Below are 23,805 nucleotides of genomic sequence, written 5' to 3'. Positions count from 1 at the left end.
CCACGGTGAATACATGGCGGACGAGAAGAAGCAGCGGTGGCTCGAGGGGACGTACGCGAAGGCGGTGAAGAAGGGGCCCGAGCGGCGCCCGCGCTTCGAGACGAGCAGCGGCATCCGCGAGGAGCCGGTGTACGGCGCCGCCGACGTGCGCCCCGGCCTCGAGGAGCGGCTGGGCCTCCCCGGCGAGTACCCGTTCACGCGCGGCGTGCAGCCGACCATGTACCGCGGCCGCTTCTGGACCATGCGGCAGTACGCCGGGTTCGGCACCGCCGAGGAGTCGAACAAGCGCTACCGCTACCTGCTCGAGTCCGGCCAGACCGGCCTCTCGGTGGCGTTCGACCTGCCCACGCAGATGGGCCGCGACTCCGACCACCCCCGCGCGCGCGGCGAGGTGGGCAAGGTGGGCGTGGCCATCGACTCGATCCGCGACATGGAGGTGCTGTTCGACCGGATCCCGCTCGGCGAGGTCTCCACCTCGATGACCATCAACGCGACCGCCGGGATGCTGCTCGCGATGTACCAGGCGGTGGGCGAGAAGCAGGGGGCCGCGCCGGCGGTGCTGCAGGGCACCATCCAGAACGACATCCTGAAGGAGTACGCGGCGCGCGGGACGTACATCTACCCGCCGGAGCCGTCGCTCCGGATCATCACCGACATCTTCGCCTACACCGCGAAGGTGATGCCGCGCTGGAACCCCATCTCCATCTCCGGCTACCACATCCGCGAGGCCGGCTCGACCGCGGTGCAGGAGGTGGCGTTCACGCTCGCCGACGGCATCCAGTACGTGGACGCGGCGGTGAAGGCGGGCCTCGACGTGGACGCGTTCGCGGGGCGGCTCTCCTTCTTCTTCAACGCGCACAACGACCTGCTGGAGGAGGTGGCGAAGTTCCGCGCCGCCCGCCGGCTCTGGGCGCGCATCATGAAGGAGCGGTTCAAGGCGAAGGACCCGCGCTCGATGATGCTGCGGTTCCACACCCAGACCGCCGGCTCCATGCTCACCGCGCAGCAGCCCGACAACAACATCGTGCGCGTCACCATCCAGGCGCTGGCGGCGGTGCTGGGCGGCACGCAGTCGCTGCACACCAACTCGCGCGACGAGGCGCTCGGGCTGCCCACCGAGGACTCGGTGCGCATCGCGCTCCGCACGCAGCAGATCCTCGCGAACGAGTCGGGCGTGGCCGACGTCATCGACCCGCTCGGCGGCAGCTGGGCCATCGAGGCCATGACCGACGAGATCGAGGGCCGCGCCCAGGCGTACATCCAGAAGATCGACGAGCTGGGCGGGATGGTCCACGCCATCTCGAAGGGGTACGTGCAGCGCGAGATCCAGGAGGCCGCCTACGCCTGGCAGCGCCAGGTGGAGGCGAAGGAGCAGGTGGTCGTGGGCGTGAACGCGTTCAAGTCGGACGACCCGCCGGTCCCGGTGATGAAGGTCGATCCGGCGCTGGAGGCGCAGCAGGTCGAGCGGCTCAAGGCGCTCCGCGCGTCCCGCAGCGCCTCGGCCGCGCGCGCGGCGCTCGACGCGGTGCGCGCCGGCGCCCGCGGGACCGAGAACCTCATGCCGCTCATCCTCGCCGCCGTGAAGGCCGAGTGCACCCTCGGAGAGATCTCCGACGCGCTGCGCGAGGTCTACGGCGAGTACCGGGAGACGGTGGTACTGTAGCGCCCGGTGAGCGACGCACCCCCGAAGCCCCCCGGCGAGACGCCTCCCCCGCGGACCCGGCCGGATCCCCCGGCCGGCCCGCCGCGGCTGGAGCGCGTGCCGGAGGGCTACCGCCCGCCGGCGGTGCCGCGCGCGGCCGCCCCGGCGGCGCGCCCGCCGCCCCCGCCGCCGCCCGCGCCGACCTACGGCCTCGCGGCGCGCGAGGTCGGCGCCGACGCGGCCATCGCGGCCGGGCTGGCGCACCGGGGCGCGCTCGCCGCCGACTCCGCGCTGCGCCTCTACGGGCTGGCCGCCGCCACGCGCGCAAGCGGCCGGCTCACGCTGGCGCCCGAGGGCCGCTCCTACGCGCTCGTGTTCCGCCGGGGCGCGGTGGAGCACGCCGCGTCCTCCGACCCCGCCGACGACCTGGGCCGCTTCCTGCTGCGCAAGGGCGTGCTCCGGCCCGAGCAGCTCGTCGAGGCCGAGGCGGCGCGCGCCGCCGCCGGCGGCGACCTCGCCGCGGCGCTGGTCGGGGCGCGGCTCGTCCCGCCGGGCGACGTGGCGGCGCTGCTCGCCGAGCACGGGCTCGCGCTGGTGGCCCGGGCGCTCGGGGTCGAGGACGGCACCTGGGCCTGGGAGCCGGGGGTCGCGCCGCCGCCGTCCGGGTTCCCGCTCGGTCCGCCCTTCGCGGCGCTCTGCGCGGCGGTCCGCGCGCTCGAGCTCGGCGCGGTGAAGCGCCGGCTCGGCGACCGCGAGGAGCGCGCCGCCTCGCGGATGGCGGGGCGGGTGCGGATCGAGGACCTGCGCCTCACGCCGCAGGAGGCGCGCGCCGCGGCGCTGATCGACGGCGAGCGGAGCCCGGCGGAGATCGCGGCGGCGAGCCCCGCCGACGCGGCCGCGGTGCTGCGGCTGGCGCTGCTGCTCGGCGAGCTCGACCTGCTCGCCTTCGGCGCGCCGCGGCGGGCCCGCGGGCCCGCGCCCGCGGCCGCCCCGTCCGCCGGTGCGCCGACGCCGGCACCCCGGCCGGCGCCCACGCCCGTGCCGGCCCCGGCCGCGACCCCGGCGCCCGCTGCGGCCTCGCCGCGCCCCGCGGCGCCGCCCCGGCCGCCGGCTCCCCCCGCCGCGGCTTCAACCGCCGCGGCCGCCCCCGTCGCGCGCCCGGCGCCGGTGCGCCGCGCCACCGCGCTCGAGCCGGCCGCGCTGCGCGCCGCGCTCGCCTCGCTGCAGGGGGTCGACCACTTCCAGGTGCTGGGGGTGAAGCGGGACGCGCCCGCCGCGCAGGTGAAGGTGGCCTACTTCCAGCTCGCGAAGCTCTACCACCCCGACGCCATCCCCACCGACGCGCCCGCCGACGTGCGGAAGCTCTGCGCGGACCTGTTCGCGCGCGTGAGCGCCGCCTGGGCCGAGCTCGGCGACGAGGCCCGGCGCGCGCAGTACGTGCAGGAGCTGCAGAGCGGCGGGGCGCCCGAGGTGGACGTGATGGGCATCCTGCAGGCCGAGAACCTGTTCCAGACCGGGACCCAGCTCGTGAAGGCGCGCCGCTACGACGAGGCGCTCGCGAAGTTCCAGGAGGCGCTGCAGCTCAACCCGGAGGAGCCGGAGTTCGGCATCTGGAAGGCCTGGTGCGAGTTCCTCCGGGCCGACGACAAGAAGCGCCAGCAGGCGCAGAGCGCCGCTGCCGTCGAGGCGGGCCTCAAGAAGAACCCGCGCTGCGCGCCCGGCTACCTGTTCCTCGGCCAGATGGCGAAGGTGCTCGGCGACCTCGCGCTCGCCGAGCGCCACCTGCGCCGCGGGCTCGCCGCCGCGCCGGACAACGCCGACCTCGCCCGCGAGCTGAAGTACCTCCGCAAGTAGGACCCGACGACCATGCCCGCACCCACGAACCCGAAGAAGCGCGCCCTCATGCCGTCCTCCCCGCTGCGCCGCGCGCTGCGCGCCGCCGGGCACCACCTCTCGCCGGTGGTCCAGGTGGGCAAGGACGGGCTCACCGAGGCGGTCCTCCGCCAGCTCCACGAGGCGCTCCTCGCGCACGAGCTGGTCAAGATGAAGGTCGGGACCGAGAGCCCCGAGGACCGCCTCGAGATCGCCGACCGGCTCCTCGCCGAGGACGTGCAGGTCGCGCAGGTGCTGGGCCGGACCGTGCTCGCGTACCGCCGGCACCCCGAGCGGCCCCGCTTCGAGCCGGCGCCCGCGGGCGCCGCGGCGGAGCGAGCGTCCCGAGCCCAAGCGCGCGCCGAGGAAGGGACGGCGCGCGCCGGCGAGGGAGGCGCGCCCGCCGGCGAGGGGGAAGGGCCAGCCCGCGAAGGGAAGGCGCGCGCCCGCCAAGGGGACGCGCCCCGCCGCGCGCCGGCCCGGGCCGCGCGCGAAGCGCACCCGGCGCTAGCGGAACCCGGCGACGCTCGGGGTTCGACGGGGCCCACCCCGAGCGTCGAGCCCGTCGAAGGGTCGGTCCCGCGGCCGGCGCCGCCGCTAGTGCAGCGCGCCGTCGCGCTCGGGCTGGTACGCCGGCGCCGGCGCGTCGTCCTCGTCCACGCGGCGGCGGAGCGCCTCCAGCTCCTCCGGCTCGGCGATGCCCTTGTCGAGCAGTAGGCTCTCCGCGATTTCGGTTTGCGTGACCGCGTGGCCCACGTCGGCCTCGGCGGCGTCCACGCGCTCGGCGAGGTCCTTCACGCGGGCCGTGAGCGCCGCCAGCTCGCCGACGAGCGCCTGCTCCAGGCGGCGAAACCGGATCCAGGATGCGAAGGCGAAGAGGAGGGCTGCGGCCGCGAGGAGCGGGAACATGGCGGCGCATGCTACGAGCCCCCGGGGGACGGGACAAGACGCCCGTGCGTGTTACGGCCGCGGTAGCGGGTCGCCGCTTGTCCAGTGGACGAAGGTCGGACATGCTCCGCGGTGGTGCGCCGGGTCAACATGACACGTGCCGTGAAGCGGCTGATCCGCGACCTCGCGCTCCGGGTCCCCGAGCTCGGCCACGTGCGCGCCTCGCGCGTGCTGGTGGTGGCCGGCGAGGCCCGGCGCAGCTCGCGGGCCACCATCCGGCCGGCGCACTTCGGCGCGACGCGTCGCCGGGCCGGGGAGGGCGGGGCGGTGAAGCCCCTGGTGCGCATCAAGGGGCGGAAGATCCTCTATGTGGTGACGCTGCGGCCGCTGTGGTTCCTGGCCTCCACCCCCGAGGAGCGGATCGGCACCATCGTCCACGAGCTGTACCACGCGTCGAACCGCTTCGACGGCACCCTGCACCGCGGCCGCCGGCACTCGCGCTTCCCGCGCGCCCGCTACAACCGCAAGATCCGCACCCTGCTCCGCGCCTACCTGGCGCAGGCGCCGGAGGAGGTGGTCGCGCCGTTTGCCCACCAAGGAGTGGTGCGCGCGCGGATGTGGCTGGAGCGGCCCGGGTCGTTCCGCGCCGGCGAGTACTCGGGGCGCCGGCTCTACACCGAGAAGCAGCTCTTCTACGGGCTGGTCCGGATGCGCTCCGGCGCGCGCCGCCGCGGCCAGGCGGCGGGCTAGCCGGGCGCGGGCGTCCCGGGCGCGTCGGCGCCGGGCGCGTGCAGCGTCTCGCCGTGCGCGTCCATGGTCACCACCGCCGGGAAGTCCTCCACCTCGGCGAGCCAGATGGCCTCGGTGACGCCCAGGGCGTCGAGCCGGGCCACGTCCAGCACCCGGGTCACGTGGCGCGCCAGCGACACGGCCAGGCCGCCGGCAGCGTGCAGGTACACGGCGCCGTGCGCGCGGAGCGCCTCGAGCGTGCGCGGGCCCATGCCGCCCTTCCCGAGCACGCCGCGGAGCCCGTAGCGGGCGATCACCTCCGCCTCCCAGGGCTCGTGGCGGCCGGAGGCGCTCGGCCCGGCCGCCACGAAGCGCCAGCCGCCGCCGGGCGCGCGCGCGACCACCGGCCCGCAGTGGTAGAGCACCGCGCCCTCGGTCCAGCGCCGGACCTGCGGGTCCTCGTGCGCCGCGAGGTAGCGGTGCGCCGCCTCGCGCCCGGTGACGATCCGGCCGCGGAGGAGCACCTCGTCGCCGGCGGCGAGCCCGCGCACGTCCTCCGGCCGGGCCGGCAGCGTGAGCGTCTTGGGCATCCGGGCTCCCTTCACCGTCGGTCCGCCATCCGGGCCGGGGCGGCTTCCATAACGCCCGGCGCCGCGCCGGGCCCTTGCCGTCCGGCGCGGCGGGGCGGTATCTCCAAGCGGGGCATCGCCGCGCCGCACCCCTTCCTTCAACGTGGCGACGCCGGCGGACCGGGGCGAGGGCGCCCCGGGACCCCGCACGAGAGGGTCGCTTGAGACGCGAGATCCGCCTGCCGCTCACTGCCTCCGGTCGCCTCGACCGGGCGCTCGCCGACGCGCTCGGCCTGGGCCGCGCCGCGGTGAAGCGCGCCTTCGCGCTGGGCGAGGTCCGCGTCCGGGGCCGCCGCGCCCGCGCGTCGGACCCGGCCGCCCCGGGCGCGCTGGTGGAGCTCGACGTGGAGCTGCCGGCCGGGCCCCCGGAGCCCGAGCCGGACGCGCCGCTCGCGGTGCTGCTGGAGCGGCCGCGCTACCTCGTGGTGGACAAGCCGGCCGGCGTGGCGGTCCACCCGCTCGCGCCGGGCGAGGGCGGCACGCTCGCGAACGCGGTGGCGGCGCGCCACCCCGAGTGCGCCGAGGCGTCGCCGGAGCCGCGCGAGGGCGGGGCGGTGCAGCGGCTCGACCTCGAGACGAGCGGCTGCGTGCTGTTCGCGCGGGATCCGGAGGCCTGGGAGGCGCTGCACGGGCAGCTCGGCGCGCACACGGTGGACAAGGTCTACCTGGCCCTGGCGGTGGGGCGGGTGCCGGCGGGCGGCGTCTGCTCGGTCCCGCTCGCGCAGCGCGGGGGCCGGGTGGTGCCGGCGCCCGACGCCGAGGCCGAGGAGCGGCTCCGGGCCCGCGGCCTGCGCCCGCGGCCGGCCGAGACCCACTACGAGCCGGAGCGGCGCTTCGCGGGGCACACGCTGCTGCGCGTCCGCATCGTCACCGGCGTGATGCACCAGATCCGCGCGCACCTGGCGCTGCTCGGCCACCCGGTGGCCGGCGACGCGCTGTACGGGGGCGCCGCGGCCGAGCTGGCGGGGCTCGAGCGGCAGTTCCTGCACGCCTGGCGGCTCGCGTTCGACGACCCGGACGGCGGCGCGCGGGTGGCGGTGGAGAGCCCGCTGCCGCCCGAGCTCGAGGCGGTGCTGGCGCGGCTGCCGCCGGCGCGCTGACCGGCGGCGCGCCGGGCCCAAAAACGAGAGGGGCCGGCGCGGTGCCGGCCCCTCCGAACCTCCAGACCTCGCGCGCCCTACTGCTGCTCGGGCGCCGCCGCACCGGTGAGCGGCGGGTCGGTCATCATGCCGATGGTGTTCACGCCCGCGCCGTGGGCGGCGTCGAGCACCTTCACGGCCTGCTCGTAGCGGACGGAGTCCTCGGCGTTGAAGAACATCACCTTGGACGGGCGCCCGTCGTAGGCGACGTGCAGCCGCTGCATCGCGTCGTTGATCGTCATCTCCTGCTTGTTCAGGAGGACGTTGCCGTTGCCGAGCGCGGTGAGGACCGTCTGGTCCGGCGGCACCGAGTCGGGCGGGACCGGCTGCATCTCCGGCTGGTACTCCGGGACGCGGATGAACTTCTGCTTCTCCGCGAGCGGCGTGAGCACCATGAAGATGATCAGGAGCACGAGCACCACGTCGATGAGCGGCGTGACGTTGATGTCTGTGACGGGTCGCTTGGACCCGAGCCCCATCGCCATGGCTACTTCTCCTTGTCCTTGATCTGGGACGCGGCGAGGGAGACGCCCATGAGGTGGGTCTTCGAGATCTCGAAGATCATCTCGCGGATCGTCTTGTACTGAACGTCACGATCGCCCTTCACCAGCACCGGCGCGCCGGGCTGCATCTGCATGGCGATGGTGAGCATCTGGGAGAGGTCCGCCTTCTGGACCTCCTCCTTGTCGATCCAGATCTTCCCGTCCTTCGTCACCGACACGAGGATCGGGTCACCGCCCTGCTTCAGCGCCGAGACGTGCTTCGCGTCCGGGAGGACGACCGGCTTGCCGCGCTGGAGCATCGGGGTGATGACCATGAAGATGATGAGGAGCACCAGCACGACGTCGACGAGCGGCGTCACGTTGATCTCGCTCTTCACCCCCTTGCCGCCAACGTCCATGGACATCGGTCAGGTCTCCTTCGCGGGCCTCGGGGGGAGCGCTACTTCGCCTCGCCGCGGCCTTCCTTCATGAAGAAGTCCATCAGCTCGGTGGCCGAGTCGGTGATGTCGACCTGCATGTCCTCGACGCGGTTGGTGAGGTAGTTGAACATCATCACCGCGGGGATGGCGACGAGGAGGCCGAACGCGGTCGTCACGAGCGCCTCCGCGATGCCGGCGGACACCGAGCCGAGACCGCCGGAGCCGGTGGCGGCCATCGCCTGGAACGCCGTGATGATGCCGGCCACGGTGCCGAGGAGGCCGACGAACGGGGCGGTCGAGCCGACGGTGGCGAGCGCGCCCAGGCCGCGGCGGAGGTCGTTCACGGTGCGGAGCGAGCTGCGCTCCACCGCGCGGTTCACGGCCGCGATCACGTCGAAGTTGCCGACGTCGCGCGGGCCGTGGGTCTTCAGCGCCTCGACGCCGTGGCTGTACTCCTCGATGGCGAGCCCGAGCACCTTGGGCAGGTGGCCGCGCTTCAGCTTGCGGGAGAGCTCGACCGCCTCGCCGAACTTCGCGGCCGGGAGCAGGTCGCGCAGCGCGGCGGCGAACTGCCGGGAGGCCTTCTGCGCGCGCGCGAAGGTCACGAGGCGCTCGGCCATCACGCCGAGCGAGTAGATGCTCATCACCGCCAGGACGCCCGCGATGAACTTCGCGAACGGGCCCATCGTCTTCCACATGTGCAGGAGGTCGAACGAGACCTCGGGGGTGGCCTGGGCCGCGGCCAGCTGCTGGAGCGTCTGGATCACCTGAAGCGACATGAAACTCTCCTTGGAGGCAGAAGGACTGCGAACGGTAGACGCGTGCTGCGGATCAGGAGCCGGCGAACCGGAGCGGGAGGATCACCCAGATCGCGGTGGGACGGCCCTGCGCGTCCGCGCCCGGGATCCACTTGCAGATCTGCACCGCGTTCCAGATGGCGTCGGCGATCCGCTTGTCGGGGACGGCGGTCATCACCTCGAAGCGGGACGGCTGACCGTCGCGGCCGATCGCGAACTTCACGGTGATCGGACCTGAGATGAAGCCGGCCAGCTGGGGCGGGAGCCGCACCGACTCCTTCACGCAGTTCGGCTGGGCCGCCTGCGGCTTCTTGTAGCCCGCGGTCGCGTAGGCCGGCGCGTCCTCGATCTGGTTCTGCTGCGGGGCGGCGCCGACGACGCCGCCGACCACGCCCTCGCCCGCCGCCGCGTCGCCGTAGTCGTACTCCGGCTCGGGCGGCTCGTTCGGATCGGGCGGCTTCATCTCCGCCTGGACGTCCTTCGGCTGCAGGAGCGCGGTGGGCGGGGGCGGCTTGGGGAGATCGGTGCGCGGCTTCTCGTCCGGCGGCCGCTTCCGGGCGGCCGGCGGGGGAGGCGCCGGCGGGGGAGGCGGGGGCGGGGGAGCCGCCTTGACGAACTTCACGTCCACCACCGGCTCGTCGACGATCTTCGCCTTGATGGCGGCCGACGCCGTGATGATCGCGAACACGAGAAGGATCTGGAAGACGGTCGACCCGAAGACGTAGCCGGCCCGCTTCGCAGCGTTCTTCCCGCCCTCTTGCTTGGTGACCTCGTCGAACACGTTCCGCTCGCTGGTATTGACGGGAGAATCGGCTGGGAAAAGAAGCACCGCTACCTAGTCGTCCTCCAAGCCCTTGTCAATACTTGTCCATCGGCGCCTCGGGAGGGGGGACGGCGGCGCCCGGGGCGCCGGGATCCCGATCTAAAGGATGGGGTTCGACGGTGGGTGCGGGATTGCGCCCGGCGGATCCCAATCGTGCCCGTTTCCGCGCCACCCGCCTGCGTCTTTCCGGTGCAACGCGCGAATTGACGCAGGTCGTCGCGATATCGCTCGCCGCGAAGGCGATCCCCGGTCGCCGGCGTCCGAAAAGTCCCGTATCCGTGGGGTGTTGCGCCCCCGGCGGGGCGCGCACGACACGACCTTATAACAACCGCCGCTTGCTTGACATTCCTCACAGCGGAAGCCTAGAACCATCAACCAATTGACCCGTCGGTCGGTCATCCGAGCGGAGTCCCTCCGCCCGGAGGTCAGACCGTCAGGTGCGGCTGAGTGCTCTCTCCCTGGAGGAAGTCATGAGGAAGAAGTTGCTGCGCCTCCTGCGGATCGCGCCGCTCGCGCTGTTGTTCGCGGGAGTCGCGTTCGCCCAAACGACCGGCACGATCATCGGTGTGGTGACCGATGCGTCGACCGGTAAGCCCGTCGCAGGTGCCGTCATCGTCGCGCGGAGCCCGAATCTCCAGGGTGAGCAGACGGCGGTCACCGACGCGAACGGCAACTATCGCATCACCCTTCTCCCCCCTGGCGCGTACTCCCTGGCGGTCCAGCTCGAGGGCTTCAAGCCCGCCGAGCGGTCGGACATCACGATGCGCGCGGACAAGACCATCCGCGCGAACATCGCGGTGGTCCCCGAGGCCGTGCAGATGGAGGAGCAGGTCGTCCGGACGGGCGCCGCTCCCGTGGTGAACATCGGCGCCGCCGAGAGCGGCGCGGTGGTCTCCCGCGAGTTCATGGCGAACATCCCGGTGGGCCGCTCGGTCGAGAACGTCGCGACCGTGGTCCCGACGGCGCAGGCCGACACCTACGGTGTCAGCTTCGCCGGCGCCCAGTCGCCCGAGAACTCGTACATCGTGGACGGCCTCAACGTGACCGACCCGGTGTACGGCACGTTCGCCGGCAACCCGAACTCCCAGACGCTCACGCCGACCCTGCAGAACAACTTCGTGCAGGAGATCGACGTCAAGACCGGCGGGTTCCAGCCGGAGTACGGCCGGACCACGGGCGGCGTGCTGAACGTCGTCACCCGCAGCGGCTCGAACGAGTACCACGGGTCGGTGTTCACCGACTTCACCCCGCGCATGCTGATCGACCCGACCGGCAAGGTCGCCGGCACCAACGGTGAGGCGATCGGCTGGCGCCGCAAGCCCGACGAGGGCGCCTACGACCTCGACTTCGGCTTCGAGGTCGGCGGCCCGATCATGAAGGACAAGCTGTGGTTCTACGCCGGCTTCGCGCCGATCGTGACCCGCACCTACACCGAGCGCTTCCTGCAGATGAACCGCGTGGACGGTGACGGCAACCCGGTCTTCGACGGGTCCACCGGCCTCCAGGTGCAGGATCGCGTCGCCGGGACCGACCAGGTCTACCGCTCCGGCCGCACCACCTACCAGTACGTCGGCAAGCTGACCTACCTGCTCGACGAGAACAACAACCTGACGCTGTCCGCCGTCGGCATGCCGACCAGCGCGACCAGCATCTCGATGGCCGGCAGCCCCAGCCGCCGCACCTTCGACGAGACGGGCAACACGTTCGACGGCAGCCTGCGCTACGCCGGCAAGTTCCTCGACAAGCGGCTCATCGTCGAGGCGCAGGCGGGCTGGCACTACAACAGCAGCGCCCCCAAGGACAAGACGCAGGCCGGCGTCGATCAGCTCAACACGCCGACCCTGCAGTTCCGCTTCCGCACGCCGGTCACGAACTTCGAGGCGCTGCCGGAGTGCGTCAACGATCCGGGCGGCGCGTTCACCGCGAACGACCGCTGCGGCGTCAACCTCTACAACATCGGCGGCCTCGGCTACCTGAGCGACGCGACCTCGAACCGCCTCGCCACCCGCGTGTCGGCGTCGTACCTGTCCGAGCTCCTCGGCTCGCACAACACCAAGGTCGGCGTGGACTTCGAGCGCTCCACGTTCGCGCAGGACAAGCGCTACGCCGGCGGCTACTACTACGCCACCACCGGCAACGGCCTCATCTACACGCGCCGCGGCTACGGCTACGTCAGCACGCCCACCGTCGATCCGAACGACCCGAACTACGGCCGCGTCCCGACGTCCCGCACCACGGTGGCGGGCACGGACGTGGTCCCGGACAACGTGGTCTTCGCCACCCGCGTGCAGAACACCGCCGGCACGAACAGCACGTCCGTCTTCGCGCAGGACAGCTGGCAGCTGCCGCAGAACGTGACCCTGAACTACGGCGTCCGCTGGGAGGGGCAGTCGCTGAACAACATCAGCAACCCCTCGTCCAACGGCTTCACGATCAACAACAGCTGGGCGCCCCGCGTGCAGGCCATCTGGGACTTCACCGGCAGCGGCCGCGGCAAGGTGGCCGGTAGCTGGGGCCGCTTCTTCTACGCCATGCCCCTCGACCTCGGCGACCGCACCTTCGGCGCGGAGCGCTCGCTGGTCTACTACATGCCGACGAGCGCGCAGGGCGGCGCCCCCGGCTGCGCCATCCCCGGCAACGCGACCCGCGGCGGCATGTCGAACCCGGCCGACCAGTCGCTCGTGAACTACGACACCCGCCAGCTCAGCCCGTCCGCCTGCGGCGTGACGAACTGGGGCGGCAACTTCGGGACGGGCGGCGCCGACGGCACCAACCGCTCCTACCTGTTCGCCACCTCCGGCACGGCGGCCTCGCCGGTGTCGCCGGACATCTCCCAGGCCTACGTCGATCAGTTCGGCGGCCAGATCGAGTACGAGGTGCTGTCCGACCTGTCCGTCGGCGTCGAGTACGCCGGCCGCCGCCAGGGCGACATCATCGAGGACATGTCCCCGAACGACGGTGAGGGCTACTACATCGGCAACCCGACCAAGGGCGGCGAGTTCGTGGGCTCCGACGGCGTGACGTACAACCCGTCGGCCCCGACGGCGACCGACACGGCCACCGGCCGGCTCATGGTCATCCCGTTCCCGAAGCCGGAGCGCAGCTACGACGGCGTCACGCTGTCCGTCCGCAAGAACTTCTCGCGCGGCTGGCAGGCGTCGGCGTCCTACACGTACTCGGTGCTCCGCGGCAACTACGCGGGTCCGTACCGCCCCGAGGACGACCAGCTCGACCCGGGCATCACCTCCCAGTACGACATCCCGTCGATCATGACGAACCAGAAGGGCTACCTGTACGGAGACCGTCCGCACCAGATCAAGCTCTTCGGGTCGTACACCTGGGCCGCGTCGCCGCGCTTCAGCCTCACCGGCGGCGCCGCGTACACCGGCCAGTCCGGCAACCCGGTCAGCGCGCTGGCCGGCTACAACGACCTGTACGACGTCTCCCAGACGTTCGTCGTGCCCCGCGGCATGGCGGGCCGGTCGCCCTGGACCAACAAGGTGGACCTCCGCGGCGCGCTCGAGTACGTCATCAAGCCGCCGTACGCGCTGAAGTTCACGGTGGACGTGTTCAACGTGTTCAACAGCGAGGAGACCGTCCTCATCGACCAGGACTACACGTACGACATGACGCAGCCGATCAGCGGCGCGAAGTGCTCGAACAAGTCCTCGGTGGGCAAGGCCAACCCGGTGCAGGCGCTCCAGTCGGCCTGCCCCGACCTCAAGTACCTCAAGACGATCGACGGGCGTAACGTGACCGTCAATCCGAACTGGGGTCGGCCGGCCTCCGGCACGGCGTCCTTCATGATGCCGCTGTCGCTGCGCCTCGGCCTGTCGCTCAGCTTCTAGCGTGAGCCAAGGAGAGACCAACATGAAGACGCTGACCAAGCTCGCGTTGACGCTGATCGCGGTCGCCGGCCTGCAGGCCTGCGATCCGTACGAGGACGAGAACAAGGGCACGCCGTCGGTGGTGAACGTCATCGCCACGGACGGCGGCGCGGCGGTCGAGGGCACGAACACGGGGACGAGCTGGACCGTGTCGTCGCCGTCTTCCACCGTCATCTTCGTGAAGACGAACCCGGGCAAGCTGCTCGATGGCGCCTCGATCCAGTCGAGCCCCACCGACTGCACGCCGGCCGGCGGCTGGCTGTCCGTCAACGGCGCCGGCCCCGGCAACTGGATGTCCTGCTACTACCCGCAGTCCCCGGCCTCGTTCGAGGGCGCCTCGGTCGTGCTGTACCCGGGCCCGTCGATCTCGGACGTGGACTCGTGGTTCAGCCTCACCGAGCTCGCCGCCGGCATCTACAACCTCGCCGGCACGGTCTCGGACAAGCAGGGGCACCCGCTCGCCATCGACGTGAACGTCTTCGTGAACGACCTCGCGGCCGCGCAGTCCGACACCGCGGGCACGGAGATCACGGTCGACTTCAGCGACGCCGGCGACAACATGACCAACGTGCAGCTCTGGGAGGCGCCGGACGTGAGCGGCGCGCCCGGGACCTTCGCCGCGGTCGCGACGACGTCGCCGTACGTCAAGACCGGCGTCGCGGTGGGCGCCACCTACTGGTACAAGGTGACCGCCGACACGGCCGGCTTCCCCACCACCGCCGCCAGCTTCGAGACGGCCCCGGTGAGCGTCACGACGGAAGCGCCGTAGCCTCGTCGAAAGCCTGAAGCACCCGGGGAGCCGGCATCCGTGCCGGCTCCCCTTTTTCATGCCCGCTGGTCCGCGCTCGCACGTCCTCGGCGCGCCGCCGCGCCCGGCGGGGCCCGGAGACGGCGAGGCCCCGGCCCGCGAACGCGGACCGGGGCCCCGAGATGCCGATGCCGGAAGGCGGGAGCTACTTCTGCAGGCCGGCCGCCTTGGCGACCTCCTCGGCCAGGTTCTCCTGCTTCTTCTCCAGGCCCTCGCCCAGCACGAAGCGGGCGAAGCGGCGGATCTGGATGTTCTCGCCGATCTTCGCGACGGCGTCGGTGAGCACGTCCTGGATCTTCTTCTTGTCGTCCTTCACCCAGGCCTGCTCCATGAGGCAGAACTCCGAGTAGAACTTCTCCACCTTGCCGGTGGCGATCTTCTCGAGGATGGCCTCGGGCTTCTTCTGCTCGCGGGCCTGCGCCTTCGCGATCTCCAGCTCCTTGGCGACGACGTCGGCGGGGACCTCCTCGCGGCGGACCCAGCGCGGCGAGGCGGCCGCGATCTGCATGGCGATCTCCTTCACCAGGCCCTGGAAGCCCTCGGTGCGCGCCACGAAGTCGGTCTCGCAGTTCACCTCCACCAGGACGCCGATCTTGCCGCCCATGTGGATGTAGCTGGCGACGGCGCCCTCGGTGGCGGCGCGGCCGGTCTTCTTGGCCGCGGCGGAGAGCCCCTTCTTCCGGAGGACCTCCTCGGCCTTGGCGAGGTCGCCGCCCGCCTCGGTGAGGGCCTTCTTGCAGTCCATCATCCCGGCCCCGGTCTTCTCCCGGAGCTCCTGCACCATCTTCGCGCTGATCTCGGCCACGAACCGTCTCCTGTCTGTGCTCTGTCTGTGCGGAAAAGGATGGGGGCGGGCCTGGTGGGCCCGCCCCCGGGAAGCGAAGTCACCCCGCGCGGCGCGCGGGGCGGGGGCGGCTACTCCTTCGCCGGAGCGGCCTCGGGCGCGGCCGGGGCGACCTCGCCCTTGCGCACCACCTCGACGTTGGCGCTGGCGGCGGCGCGGTCCTCGCGCGGCTCGCGGCGCTCACGCGGCCCGCCGCGGCGGTCGCGGCGATCGCGGCGATCCTTGTGCCCGCGCTCGCTGGCCGCGTCGCGGTCCTCCTGCTCGCGGCGCTCGTCGTGGCCGCCGTGCTCGGCCACCCAGGCCGAGTAGCGGCCCTTGCCCTCGATGCAGGCCTCCGCGACCTTGCCGGTGAACAGGCGGATCGAGCGGATCGCGTCGTCGTTGCCCGGGATCACGTAGTCGATGCCCTCGGGGTCGCAGTTGGTGTCCACCACCGCGACCACCGGGATGCCGAGGCGGTTCGCCTCGTGCACCGCGATGTGCTCCTTCTTCGTGTCGATCACGAAGAGCGCGGCCGGCAGGCGGGACAGCTCCTTGATGCCGCCGAGGTTCTTCTCCAGCTTCTCGCGCTCGCGCTCGAGCTGGGCGACCTCCTTCTTCGGGAGCCGCTCGTAGGTGCCGTCGGCCGCCATCTTCTCGATGGTCTTCAGCCGGTCGATGCCCTGCTTCACGGTCTTGAAGTTGGTCAGCGTGCCGCCCAGCCAGCGGTTCGTGACGAAGAACTGGCCGGAGCGGGAGGCCTCCTCGCGGATGGCGTCCTGCGCCTGCTTCTTCGTGCCGACGAACAGCACCGAGCCGCCCTTCGCGACCGCGTCGGACACGAAGCGGAGCGCGTTGCGGGCCAGGCCGACCGTCTTCTGCAGGTCGATGATGTAGATGCCGTTGCGCGCGCCGAAGATGAACGGCTTCATCTTCGGGTTCCAGCGCTTGGTCTGGTGGCCGAAGTGGACGCCGGCCTCCAGCAGCGCCTTCATGGTGATGGCGGTCCCGCCCTGGCTGAGCGCGGCGGCCATCGTGTCGGGCGCGGGGGTGGCTGCCTCGGGGGCGGCCGGGGGCGGCACGGCGGCCGCGGGCTGCTGCTGCGTCTCCTGCGTTTCCATGGTCTTCTCCGGTTGTTCCGCCACCCCGCCTGGAGCGGCGCGCCGTACGCCGCCGGACGCCGTGCGGGCCGTCTCGACGGAGCACCGGAGCGCGCCGATGCGGAGGGGTGTGTGAATTTGCTGCGTTTCGCCCTCGCGGGCGCCCGACGCCAACCCAGGCGACGGGGAGCGGTCATCTAACACAGAGCGGGGCCTGATTCAAGCTCGGCACGGTCCATGCCGGGCGGGCGCTCGGCCCCGAAAAGCGCGGTCAGGACGGGAGCTTGCAGCCGGTCACCGCCGCGGCGCCGGCCCGGCGGGCCGCTTCCACCAGGTGAGCTCGATCCGCGCGCCGTCGTAGCCGCGCCAGGCGATCGGGCGCGACGGCCGGCCGGGGCAGGGATGGCGGGCGATCCGGGCGCCGAACGCGATCGCGGCCCCGCCGCAGTCCGGGCAGGAGAAGCGGGCCCGCAGCTCGGCCCGCTCCGCCTCCGAGAAGGGGGCGTCCGGCTCCTCCGCGGGCGCCGGGGCGGTCCCCGGCGTCGCGGCCGGGACGGGGGTCCGGAGGGCGGGACCGAGCAGCCCGCGCGCGCGGTACGCCTCCAACTCCGCGATCTCCGCCGCCTCCCCGCCGAGCGCCCGGTCCGCGTCGGCGCGGGCGCCCGCCGCGCAGGCCGGGCAGGCCGGGAAGCCCAGCGAGCGCACCGGGACGATGGCCACCGCGCCGTCCGGCTCCGCCCGCTCCCACTCCTCCCGCGCGTCGATCTCCACCGCCGGCACGCCCACAGCGGCGAGCGCCGCCTCCTTCTCCGCCTCGACGGCGTGCGTGACCAGGACCTCGATGGCGAGCGCCGGGCTCCCGGCGCGCAGCACCAGCACGTCGGCGCGCAGCGGCCCGACGGCGCCCTCCGCCGCGGCGGCGTCGCCCTCGGCGGCGAGGTCGCGGGGCGCGAGGCGGCGGCACGAAGGGCAGCGCGCCAGCACGGTGACGGTGCGCCGCCGCTCGAAGGCGTCGGCGCAGAGCGCGAGCAGCCGCTCCTTGGCGTCGAGGTGGAGCGCCGTCTCCGGCGCGGTGAGCGGGCAGGCGGAGCCGGGCGCGTGCGCGAAGTGGCGCGCCCGCACGCGCCCGAGGTGCGGGACGAGCGGCTCGCCGCAGCCGAGGCAGGTGAACGGGGCCAGCCGGCGCCGGTCGGCCGGGTCGAGCCGGCCGGCGTTCACCTTGCGGCCGTCGCGATCGAGCGCCCAGGCGAGCAGCACGTCCCCCCGCGCGCCGGCGCGCACCGGGGCGCGCACCTTGCCGGCCGCGGCGGCCGGGTGGCCGGGGCGCATGCGAGCGGGGGCGGGGCGGCGGCGCGGCACGGACCGAGAACCTAGCCGAGAACCCGGCGCGGATCCCCTCCCGGGCTCCTGCGGGCGCCGCGCCTGCGCGGTAGGGATGGCGCGGCGGCGCGCCCCGCGCCGGACGGTTCACGGAGGGAGAAAGCCATGGCACTCGAGGTCGGCAAGAAGGCGCCGGACTTCGCGCTGCCCGACGAGGACGGGAACGTGGTGAAGCTCTCGTCGTTCAAGGGCAAGCGCGTGGTGGTGTTCTTCTACCCCAAGGCCAACACGTCGGGTTGAACGCAGGAGGCCAGCGACTTCCGGGACGAAGTCGACGCGTTCACCAAGCAGAAGGTCGCGGTGGTGGGCATCTCCAAGGACGCGCCCGCCGCGCAGAAGAAGTGGAAGGAGAAGCTCGGGCTGCCGTTCCCGCTCCTCTCCGACGCCGACACGGCCGTGCAGCAGGCCTGGGGCGTCTGGAAGGAGAAGAACATGTACGGCAAGAAGGTGATGGGGACCGAGCGGACCACCGTCGTGATCGGGCCGGACGGCAAGGTCGAGAAGGTGTTCCCGAAGGTCAAGGTGGACGGGCACGTGGCCAGCGTGCTCGAGAGCCTGTAGATTCCGCGGCGCCCGCCCGGCCTCCCTCCCGCGCGCGGGAGGGAGGCGCCCGCGGGCGCACGCCATGACCCGGAAGCCCCACCCCCAGCGCCCGCCGCGCAACGACCTCGTGGACGCCCTGGTGCTCGAGGTGCACGGCCTCGTGCACGACCAGGGCTGGCTGGCCGACCGGGCGCTGGAGCGCGTGCTCCGGCGCGAGCGCGCGCTGTGGGCGAACGAGCGCCGCGCGGTGGCCGAGGCGGTCTACGGGATCCTGCGCTCGCAGGGGCAGCTCGACTTCCTGCTCGGCGGCAGCCCGGCGCTCGCCACCCGCTACGCCGCCTGGCTGGTCCGGGCGGCCGGGGTGGGGCCGGCCGGCCGCGGCGCGGCTCGGCGCGGCGCCCCGCGCGCTCGCGGGGCTCGCCGAGGCCGACGCGCGCATCGCCGCCATCCCGGACCCGCTGGACCGCTTCGCGGTGGAGGCCTCGCTCCCGCGCTGGATCGCCGAGCGGCTGGTGTCGGAGCTGGGCGAGGCCGAGGCGCGCGCGCTCGCGGCCGTGCTGAACCGGCGGGCCCCGCTCACCGTCCGCGCGAACGCGCTCGCCGGCGACCGGGAGGCGCTCCGGGCGGCGCTCGCCGCCGAGGGCGTGCCCGCGGAGCCGACCCGGTTCTCGCCGTGGGGGCTCACCGTGGACGGCCACCAGAACGCGTTCGCGCTGGAGGCGTTCCGCACCGGCGGGTTCGAGATCCAGGACGAGGGCAGCCAGCTCATCGCGCTCGCCTGCGGCGCGCGGCCGGGCCAGGTGGTGGTGGACGCGTGCGCCGGCGCGGGCGGCAAGTCGCTCGCGCTCGCCGCCGAGATGCACAACAAGGGCTCGCTCCACGCGCTCGACAGCGACGCCGGCCGGCTCGAGGACGCGCGCCGCCGCGCCCGCCGCGCCCACGTGCACAACCTCCGCACCCGCGTCGTCCCGGTCGGCCCCGAGGCGGCGGAGGCCGTGGCCGACCTCGCCGGCAAGGCCGACGTGGTGCTGGTGGACGCCCCCTGCAGCGGCCTCGGCACGCTGCGCCGCAAGCCCGACGCGCGCTGGCGGCTCCAGCCCGGCGATCCGGAGCGCTTCGCCGCGATCCAGCGGGAGCTGCTGGGCCGGTTCGCGCGCCTGGCCCGGCCCGGCGGGCGGATCGTGTACGCCACCTGCGCCATGGGCCGCACCGAGAACGACGAGGTGGCCAACTTCGCCGAGCGCGAGCTCGGGCTCGCGCCCGCGCCGCTCGCGCCGTTCCTGGGCGCGGAGCGGGCCCGCGCGCTCGGCGCGTCGGAGAGCCGCTGCGCGCTGTACCCGCACCGCCACGGGACCGACGGCTTCTTCTTCGCCGCGTTCAAGAAGGTCTGACGGGGCTGCGCCCCGGCTCCGCTCGCTGGCCGTTTGCCGTCGGCCCGCTATCATCCCGCGCATGCCCGAGCTCCCCGAGGTCGAGATCGCGGCGCGGAACCTCCGGCGCTGGGCCGAGGGCCGCCGCGTCGTGGAGGTCGGCTGGGATCCGCGGGCGCGCCGGATCTTCCGCCCGGCGACGCCGGCCGCGTTCGCCCGCGCGCTCGAGGGCGCCCGGTTCGCCGGCATCCGGCGGATCGGCAAGCACCTGCTCGTCTCGCTCGAGCGCGGGGGCGCGCCGGTCGGGCTGCTCTCGCACCTGGGCATGACCGGCAAGTGGGTGCTGCGCGGCGCGGGCGATCCGGCGCCGCGCCACGCGCGGGCCTGGCTGCGCCTCGAGGGCGACGGGGTGCTGCACTTCCAGGACTCGCGCCTGTTCGGGCGGCTTCGGACCGTGCCCGGCGCGCGGTTCGAGGACGTGCCGGAGGTCGCGGCGCTCGGGCCGGATCCGCTGGAGCACGGCATCGAGCCGGCCGCGCTGGCCGGCGCGCTCGCGGCGAGCCGCCTGCCGGTGAAGGTGAAGCTCCTCGACCAGCGGATCCTGCCCGGCGTGGGGAACATCCACGCGAGCGAGGCGTGCTTCCGGGCACGCCTCGACCCCCGGCGGCCGTCGCGCGCGCTGTCGCGCGCCGAGGCGAAGGCGCTCGCCGCGGCCATCCTGGCCTCCTTCCGCATGACGCTCGACGCGGAGGACGGGCCGGAGATCACCTACGTCGAGGAGCCCGGGGCGGAGAACCCGTTCCTCGTCTACGCGCGCGAGGGCGAGCCCTGCCCGCGCTGCCGGCGGGCGGGCCGGACCTCGCCCATCCGGCGCGTGGTGCAGGCGCAGCGCTCCACCTTCTTCTGCCCCCGGTGCCAGCGGTAGACTGCGGGCGATGCGCCCCGAGGACCTCGCCCGCCTGTCCGTCGCCGAGCTGCGCGCCCGGCTGCTCGATCGCGGCGAGGCGCTGGGCGACGCGTGCGAGGCGGCGCTCGAGGCCGATCCGCGCGCCGGCGCCCGCGAGGTGCTGCGGCTCGTGCGCAAGCGGCGGCGCGAGAACCGGGCCGAGGGCCAGCGCCTCCGTCACCTGCTCCGCTACGAGGGCGAGCTCTGGGAGCGCGGCCTCGTGCACGTGGCCGGGGTGGACGAGGCCGGGATGGCGCCGCTGGCCGGGCCGGTGGTGGCGGGCGCGTGCGTGCTCCCGCGCGACTACCGGCCGCGCGGCATCGACGACTCGAAGCAGCTCGACCGCGCCGAGCGCGAGCGGCTGGCCGAGGACATCAAGCGGAACGCCGTCTGCTGGGCGGTGGCGCGGGCCGAGGTGGAGGAGATCGACCGGCTGAACGTCTACTGGGCGGGCATGCTGGCCTTGCGCCGCGCGGTGGACGGGCTGGCGGTGCGGCCGGAGCACCTGCTGGTGGACGCGCGCAAGCTGCCCGACCTGCCGTTCCCGCAGACGCCCATCGTGCACGGCGACGCGCTCTCGCTCACCATCGCCGCGGCCAGCATCCTCGCGAAGACCGCGCGCGACGCGCTCATGGCGGAGCTGGACCTCGTCCACCCGGGGTACGGGTTCGCGCGGCACAAGGGCTACCCCACCGCCGAGCACTTCGACGCGCTCGCCCGGCTGGGCGCCTGCCCCATCCACCGGCGGTCGTTCGCGCCGGTGCGCGTGGCGCTCGGCCTCGAGCCGGCGCAGGGCGACCTGTTCGCGCTCGCGGAGGCGGCGGTCGCGGAGGACGAGTGACGGTGGGGCGCGCGCGGCCACCCGTGTGTCGCGTGGATCTGCATTTGACGTAACCGCGGGTAATCGCTAGAACCAGCCCCGAGGACGAGCCCGACGGTGCCGGCGCGCTTCCCTCCGACCCGGGATTTCCCCCGGCGAGGGCGCCCCCCGATCCGGCGAACGCATGCACGAGCCATCCACGAAGAACGACCTTTTCCGTCCGGCGTACCCCGCAGAAGACCTCGAAGAGAACCGAGACCGCCGCCCGCCACCGGGCCTGGCGCTCGATCCCCCCGAAGCGCCGCCTCCGGAGCACCCGCCCGAGATCCCCGTCGATCGCCTCGACGGCGACGCGCTGAAGGTGATCGCGCGGTTGCGGCACATGCACCACCAGGCGTACCTGGTGGGCGGCTGCGTCCGCGACCTGCTGCTCGGCGCGACGCCCAAGGACTTCGACGTCGCGACCGACGCCCACCCCGGCGAGGTCCGCGCCATCTTCCGCAACTGCCGCCTCATCGGCCGCCGCTTCCGCCTGGCGCACGTGTACTTCCGCGCCGGCAAGGTCATCGAGGTCGCCACCTTCCGGAAGAACCCGACCGACGTCGCCGAGGACGTGGGCGAGGGCGAGGGCGACCTGCTCATCACCCGCGACAACGTGTTCGGCACGGCCGAGGAGGACTCGGTCCGCCGCGACTTCACCGTGAACGGCCTGTTCTACGACGTCGCCACCGGCGAGGTGATCGACTACGTGGGCGGGCGCGCCGACCTCGAGGCGCACCGGATCTCCACCATCGGCGATCCCGAGATCCGCATGCGCGAGGACCCGGTGCGGGCGCTGCGCGCGGTCCGGTTCGCGGCGCGGCTCGGGTTCACCATCGCCCCGGACACGTTCGAGGCGATGCGGCGGACGGCCGGCGAGCTGGCCCGCTGCGCGCCGGCGCGGGTGCTGGAGGAGACGTTCAAGCTGCTCCGCTGCGGCGGGTCGGCCCGCGCGTTCGAGCTCCTGCGCGCCTGCGGCGCCCTGCCGGTGATCCTGCCCGCGCTCGGCGCGGCGCTGGAGACCTGGGACGACGGGCGGCGCCGCGCGTTCTTCGCGCACCTCGCCGCGCTCGACCGGCTGGTCCGCTCCGGCGCGGAGGTCTCCGAGGCGGTGCTGCTCGGCGCGCTGCTCATGCACCTCGGCGCCGACGCGCCGCGCGCCGCCCGCCCGGACGCGGCGCGCCGGGACGAGGACGCCGGCGCCCCGCGCTGGGACGAGGCCGACGCGTTCCTCGCCTCGCTCGTGCAGACCGCCCGGCTCCCGCGCAAGGTGGCCGAGCGCATCCGGCTGGCGCTGCACGCGCAGCGGCAGCTCGAGGAGCCGGGCAAGCGCCGGCGGCGCCGCGGCCGCGGCCCGGCCGGCCAGACCTACTTCCAGGACGCGCTGCAGCTCCTCGAGATCCGCGTGCGCGCCACCGGCAGCGGGGGCGAGGCGCTCGAGCGCTGGGCGGCCGAGGCGCCGCACGCCCACCCGCCGGCGGAACGCCCGGGCCGCGCCGGCCCGCGCGAGGACCGCCGCGACCACCGCCGCGAGGGCGCCGCGCCGCGCCGCGCCGACCGCGACGAGGGCGCCGTCCGCGAGGTGGTGATCCCGGCCGAGGCCGCCGAGGCCGCCGATGCCGCCGACGAGGCGGGTGCGGAGGTCCGCGAGGTCGACTCCTCGGCCGCCGGCGACGCCGGGGAGGGCGAGGCGTCGCAGGGCGGGCGCCGCAGGCGCCGCCGCCGGGGCGGGAAGCGCCGCCGCCGCCGCGGGGCCGGCGCGTCCGGGCCGGACGGGGGCGCGCAGGTGCCGCCCGCCGAGGCCGGCGGGCAGGGGTGAGCGCGCGGGGGAATCCTCCGCAACACCGCCGCCTTGACCGACCCCACGGCACCCGGTACAACCCGCCGACCATGGCGAGCGAGAAAGCCTCCAACCCGAAGGCCCGTTACCAGCGCATCCTGCTCAAGCTCTCGGGCGAGGCGCTCATGGGCGACGGCAAGTACGGCATCTCGCCGAAGACCCTCACCTCGATCGCCCACGACGTGAAGGACGTGGTGGATCTCGGCGTCGAGGTCGCGCTCACCATCGGCGGCGGGAACATCTTCCGCGGCGTGTCGGGCGCCACCGAGGGGATGGACCGCTCCTCGGCCGACTACATGGGCATGCTCGCCACGGTGATCAACTCGATGGCGCTGCAGGACGCGCTCGAGAAGATCGGCGTGCCCACCCGCGTGCAGTCCGCCATCGAGATGCACCAGGTGGCCGAGCCGTACATCCGCCGCCGCGCCATCCGCCACCTGGAGAAGGGGCGGGTGGTGATCTTCGCGGCCGGCACCGGCAACCCGTACTTCACCACCGACACCGCCGCCTCGCTCCGCGCCATGGAGATCCACGCGGACGTGCTGCTCAAGGCGACCAAGGTGGACGGCGTCTACACCGACGATCCGAAGAAGAACCCGTCGGCGACCAAGTTCAAGCAGCTCAGCTACATCGACGTGCTGAAGAAGAACCTGAAGGTGATGGACTCCACCGCCATCAGCCTCTGCATGGACAACGACCTCCCCATCGTCGTGTTCGACCTCACCCAGCGCGGGAACGTGCGCAAGGTGGTGCTCGGCGAGGAGATCGGGACCACCGTGGGGCGCCCCAGCGCCCGCAACGCGTAGCC

At 73.7% G+C, this 23,805-nt stretch carries 22 protein-coding genes; 13 read left to right on the top strand and 9 right to left on the bottom strand.

The features are described from left to right. Positions 1–13: 13 nt before the first annotated feature. Genes ACOQFB_RS20050 through ACOQFB_RS20040 form a run of 3 tightly spaced genes read left to right on the top strand, consistent with a single transcriptional unit; the run spans position 14 to position 4,231 of the window. Positions 14–1,663 (top strand): acyl-CoA mutase large subunit family protein, encoded by a 1,650-nt coding sequence (locus ACOQFB_RS20050; protein ID WP_421609651.1) that lies wholly within the window; start codon positions 14–16, stop codon positions 1,661–1,663. 6 nt (positions 1,664–1,669) lie between these two features. Beyond that, a complete protein-coding gene (locus ACOQFB_RS20045; protein ID WP_494492343.1) occupies positions 1,670–3,496 on the top strand; it encodes a DnaJ domain-containing protein in 1,827 nt (608 codons plus the stop codon). 12 nt (positions 3,497–3,508) lie between these two features. Continuing rightward, positions 3,509–4,231 carry a YhbY family RNA-binding protein gene (locus ACOQFB_RS20040; protein WP_494492342.1) on the top strand — a complete coding sequence of 241 codons (723 nt, stop codon included), beginning with the start codon at positions 3,509–3,511 and terminating at the stop codon, positions 4,229–4,231. On the opposite strand, the gene ACOQFB_RS20035 is transcribed toward ACOQFB_RS20040, so the two are convergent. After that, complete coding sequence (locus ACOQFB_RS20035) at positions 4,112–4,423, bottom strand: hypothetical protein (RefSeq protein WP_059437828.1); 312 nt, start codon at positions 4,421–4,423, stop codon at positions 4,112–4,114. The two genes, ACOQFB_RS20040 and ACOQFB_RS20035, sit on opposite strands and share 120 nt — an antisense overlap. 129 nt (positions 4,424–4,552) lie before the next feature. Here ACOQFB_RS20035 and ACOQFB_RS20030 point away from each other — a divergent pair, with 129 nt between their 5' ends. Beyond that, entirely contained in the window at positions 4,553–5,152 is a 600-nt protein-coding gene (locus tag ACOQFB_RS20030; protein WP_059437832.1) for a hypothetical protein, read from the top strand. Here ACOQFB_RS20030 and ACOQFB_RS20025 read toward each other — a convergent pair. Then, the gene (locus ACOQFB_RS20025) at positions 5,149–5,721 is read right to left on the bottom strand and encodes a fumarate hydratase C-terminal domain-containing protein (RefSeq protein WP_059437827.1); all 573 of its coding nucleotides are present in this window, start codon (positions 5,719–5,721) and stop codon (positions 5,149–5,151) included. The genes ACOQFB_RS20030 and ACOQFB_RS20025 overlap by 4 nt on opposite strands. Positions 5,722–5,921: 200 nt before the next feature. Between ACOQFB_RS20025 and ACOQFB_RS20020 the strand changes: the two genes are divergently transcribed. Continuing rightward, entirely contained in the window at positions 5,922–6,860 is a 939-nt protein-coding gene (locus ACOQFB_RS20020; RefSeq protein WP_059437826.1) for an RluA family pseudouridine synthase, read from the top strand. Positions 6,861–6,937: 77 nt separating this feature from the next. Here ACOQFB_RS20020 and ACOQFB_RS20015 read toward each other — a convergent pair whose 3' ends face one another. Genes ACOQFB_RS20015 through ACOQFB_RS20000 form a run of 4 tightly spaced genes read right to left on the bottom strand, consistent with a single transcriptional unit; the run spans position 6,938 to position 9,399 of the window. Then, on the bottom strand, positions 6,938–7,384 hold the full coding sequence (locus ACOQFB_RS20015) for an ExbD/TolR family protein (protein ID WP_059437825.1): 447 nt from the start codon (positions 7,382–7,384) through the stop codon (positions 6,938–6,940). A gap of 2 nt (positions 7,385–7,386) precedes the next feature. Further along, positions 7,387–7,806 carry an ExbD/TolR family protein gene (locus ACOQFB_RS20010; RefSeq protein ID WP_059437824.1) on the bottom strand — a complete coding sequence of 140 codons (420 nt, stop codon included), beginning with the start codon at positions 7,804–7,806 and terminating at the stop codon, positions 7,387–7,389. A 35-nt stretch (positions 7,807–7,841) separates the two neighbouring features. After that, positions 7,842–8,600 carry a MotA/TolQ/ExbB proton channel family protein gene (locus ACOQFB_RS20005; protein ID WP_059437823.1) on the bottom strand — a complete coding sequence of 253 codons (759 nt, stop codon included), beginning with the start codon at positions 8,598–8,600 and terminating at the stop codon, positions 7,842–7,844. A 52-nt stretch (positions 8,601–8,652) separates the two neighbouring features. Beyond that, positions 8,653–9,399 carry an energy transducer TonB gene (locus ACOQFB_RS20000; protein WP_421609648.1) on the bottom strand — a complete coding sequence of 249 codons (747 nt, stop codon included), beginning with the start codon at positions 9,397–9,399 and terminating at the stop codon, positions 8,653–8,655. Between the two features lie 512 nt (positions 9,400–9,911). Here ACOQFB_RS20000 and ACOQFB_RS19995 point away from each other — a divergent pair. After that, a complete protein-coding gene (locus ACOQFB_RS19995; RefSeq protein WP_059437821.1) occupies positions 9,912–13,289 on the top strand; it encodes a TonB-dependent receptor in 3,378 nt (1,125 codons plus the stop codon). 22 nt (positions 13,290–13,311) lie between these two features. After that, positions 13,312–14,097, top strand: coding sequence for a hypothetical protein (locus ACOQFB_RS19990; protein ID WP_059437820.1), 786 nt, complete (start codon positions 13,312–13,314; stop codon positions 14,095–14,097). A 184-nt stretch (positions 14,098–14,281) separates the two neighbouring features. On the opposite strand, the gene tsf is transcribed toward ACOQFB_RS19990, so the two are convergent. The 3 genes from tsf to ACOQFB_RS19975 form a co-directional block, all read right to left on the bottom strand. Next, positions 14,282–14,941, bottom strand: a complete 660-nt coding sequence (tsf, locus tag ACOQFB_RS19985) for a translation elongation factor Ts (protein ID WP_012524360.1) — start codon at positions 14,939–14,941, stop codon at positions 14,282–14,284. 110 nt (positions 14,942–15,051) lie between these two features. Then, positions 15,052–15,993, bottom strand: coding sequence for a 30S ribosomal protein S2 (rpsB, locus tag ACOQFB_RS19980; protein WP_059437831.1), 942 nt, complete (start codon positions 15,991–15,993; stop codon positions 15,052–15,054). A gap of 360 nt (positions 15,994–16,353) precedes the next feature. Next, positions 16,354–17,418, bottom strand: a complete 1,065-nt coding sequence (locus ACOQFB_RS19975; protein WP_421609647.1) for a competence protein CoiA family protein — start codon at positions 17,416–17,418, stop codon at positions 16,354–16,356. A 126-nt stretch (positions 17,419–17,544) separates the two neighbouring features. Here ACOQFB_RS19975 and bcp point away from each other — a divergent pair, with 126 nt between their 5' ends. The 6 genes from bcp to pyrH all read left to right on the top strand — a co-directional run bounded on the left by bcp (position 17,545) and on the right by pyrH (position 23,803). Further along, complete coding sequence (bcp, locus tag ACOQFB_RS19970) at positions 17,545–18,000, top strand: thioredoxin-dependent thiol peroxidase (RefSeq protein ID WP_012524363.1); 456 nt, start codon at positions 17,545–17,547, stop codon at positions 17,998–18,000. A 455-nt stretch (positions 18,001–18,455) separates the two neighbouring features. Beyond that, positions 18,456–19,373, top strand: a complete 918-nt coding sequence (locus tag ACOQFB_RS19965) for a methyltransferase domain-containing protein (protein WP_494492341.1) — start codon at positions 18,456–18,458, stop codon at positions 19,371–19,373. A 61-nt stretch (positions 19,374–19,434) separates the two neighbouring features. Beyond that, entirely contained in the window at positions 19,435–20,277 is an 843-nt protein-coding gene (locus tag ACOQFB_RS19960) for an Fpg/Nei family DNA glycosylase (RefSeq protein ID WP_421609645.1), read from the top strand. Position 20,278: 1 nt separating this feature from the next. Further along, positions 20,279–21,139 (top strand): ribonuclease HII, encoded by an 861-nt coding sequence (gene rnhB, locus ACOQFB_RS19955; protein ID WP_421609658.1) that lies wholly within the window; start codon positions 20,279–20,281, stop codon positions 21,137–21,139. A 163-nt stretch (positions 21,140–21,302) separates the two neighbouring features. Further along, positions 21,303–22,976, top strand: coding sequence for a polynucleotide adenylyltransferase PcnB (pcnB, locus tag ACOQFB_RS19950; RefSeq protein WP_421609644.1), 1,674 nt, complete (start codon positions 21,303–21,305; stop codon positions 22,974–22,976). Positions 22,977–23,047: 71 nt separating this feature from the next. Continuing rightward, positions 23,048–23,803 (top strand): UMP kinase, encoded by a 756-nt coding sequence (gene pyrH, locus ACOQFB_RS19945; protein ID WP_059439458.1) that lies wholly within the window; start codon positions 23,048–23,050, stop codon positions 23,801–23,803. The last annotated feature ends 2 nt before the right edge of the window (positions 23,804–23,805 follow it).

This window comes from Anaeromyxobacter sp. Red801 (assembly GCF_049201065.2).
Classification (GTDB): Bacteria; Myxococcota; Myxococcia; order Myxococcales; family Anaeromyxobacteraceae; genus Anaeromyxobacter.
The sequence above is the reverse complement of the archived record's forward strand: the minus strand, read 5'-3'. Positions and strand labels throughout refer to the sequence as shown.

Coding starts and splice junctions, on each gene's coding strand:
- ACOQFB_RS20050 (WP_421609651.1), top strand. CDS start 14: ATGGCGGACGAGAAGAAGCAGCGGTGGCTCGAGGGGACGTACGCGAAG.
- ACOQFB_RS20040 (WP_494492342.1), top strand. CDS start 3,509: ATGCCCGCACCCACGAACCCGAAGAAGCGCGCCCTCATGCCGTCCTCC.
- ACOQFB_RS20035 (WP_059437828.1), bottom strand. CDS start 4,423: ATGTTCCCGCTCCTCGCGGCCGCAGCCCTCCTCTTCGCCTTCGCATCC.
- ACOQFB_RS20030 (WP_059437832.1), top strand. CDS start 4,553: ATGACACGTGCCGTGAAGCGGCTGATCCGCGACCTCGCGCTCCGGGTC.
- ACOQFB_RS20025 (WP_059437827.1), bottom strand. CDS start 5,721: ATGCCCAAGACGCTCACGCTGCCGGCCCGGCCGGAGGACGTGCGCGGG.
- ACOQFB_RS20015 (WP_059437825.1), bottom strand. CDS start 7,384: ATGGCGATGGGGCTCGGGTCCAAGCGACCCGTCACAGACATCAACGTC.
- ACOQFB_RS20010 (WP_059437824.1), bottom strand. CDS start 7,806: ATGTCCATGGACGTTGGCGGCAAGGGGGTGAAGAGCGAGATCAACGTG.
- ACOQFB_RS20005 (WP_059437823.1), bottom strand. CDS start 8,600: ATGTCGCTTCAGGTGATCCAGACGCTCCAGCAGCTGGCCGCGGCCCAG.
- ACOQFB_RS19995 (WP_059437821.1), top strand. CDS start 9,912: ATGAGGAAGAAGTTGCTGCGCCTCCTGCGGATCGCGCCGCTCGCGCTG.
- ACOQFB_RS19990 (WP_059437820.1), top strand. CDS start 13,312: ATGAAGACGCTGACCAAGCTCGCGTTGACGCTGATCGCGGTCGCCGGC.
- rpsB (WP_059437831.1), bottom strand. CDS start 15,993: ATGGCCGCCGCGCTCAGCCAGGGCGGGACCGCCATCACCATGAAGGCG.
- ACOQFB_RS19960 (WP_421609645.1), top strand. CDS start 19,435: ATGCCCGAGCTCCCCGAGGTCGAGATCGCGGCGCGGAACCTCCGGCGC.
- pcnB (WP_421609644.1), top strand. CDS start 21,303: ATGCACGAGCCATCCACGAAGAACGACCTTTTCCGTCCGGCGTACCCC.
- pyrH (WP_059439458.1), top strand. CDS start 23,048: ATGGCGAGCGAGAAAGCCTCCAACCCGAAGGCCCGTTACCAGCGCATC.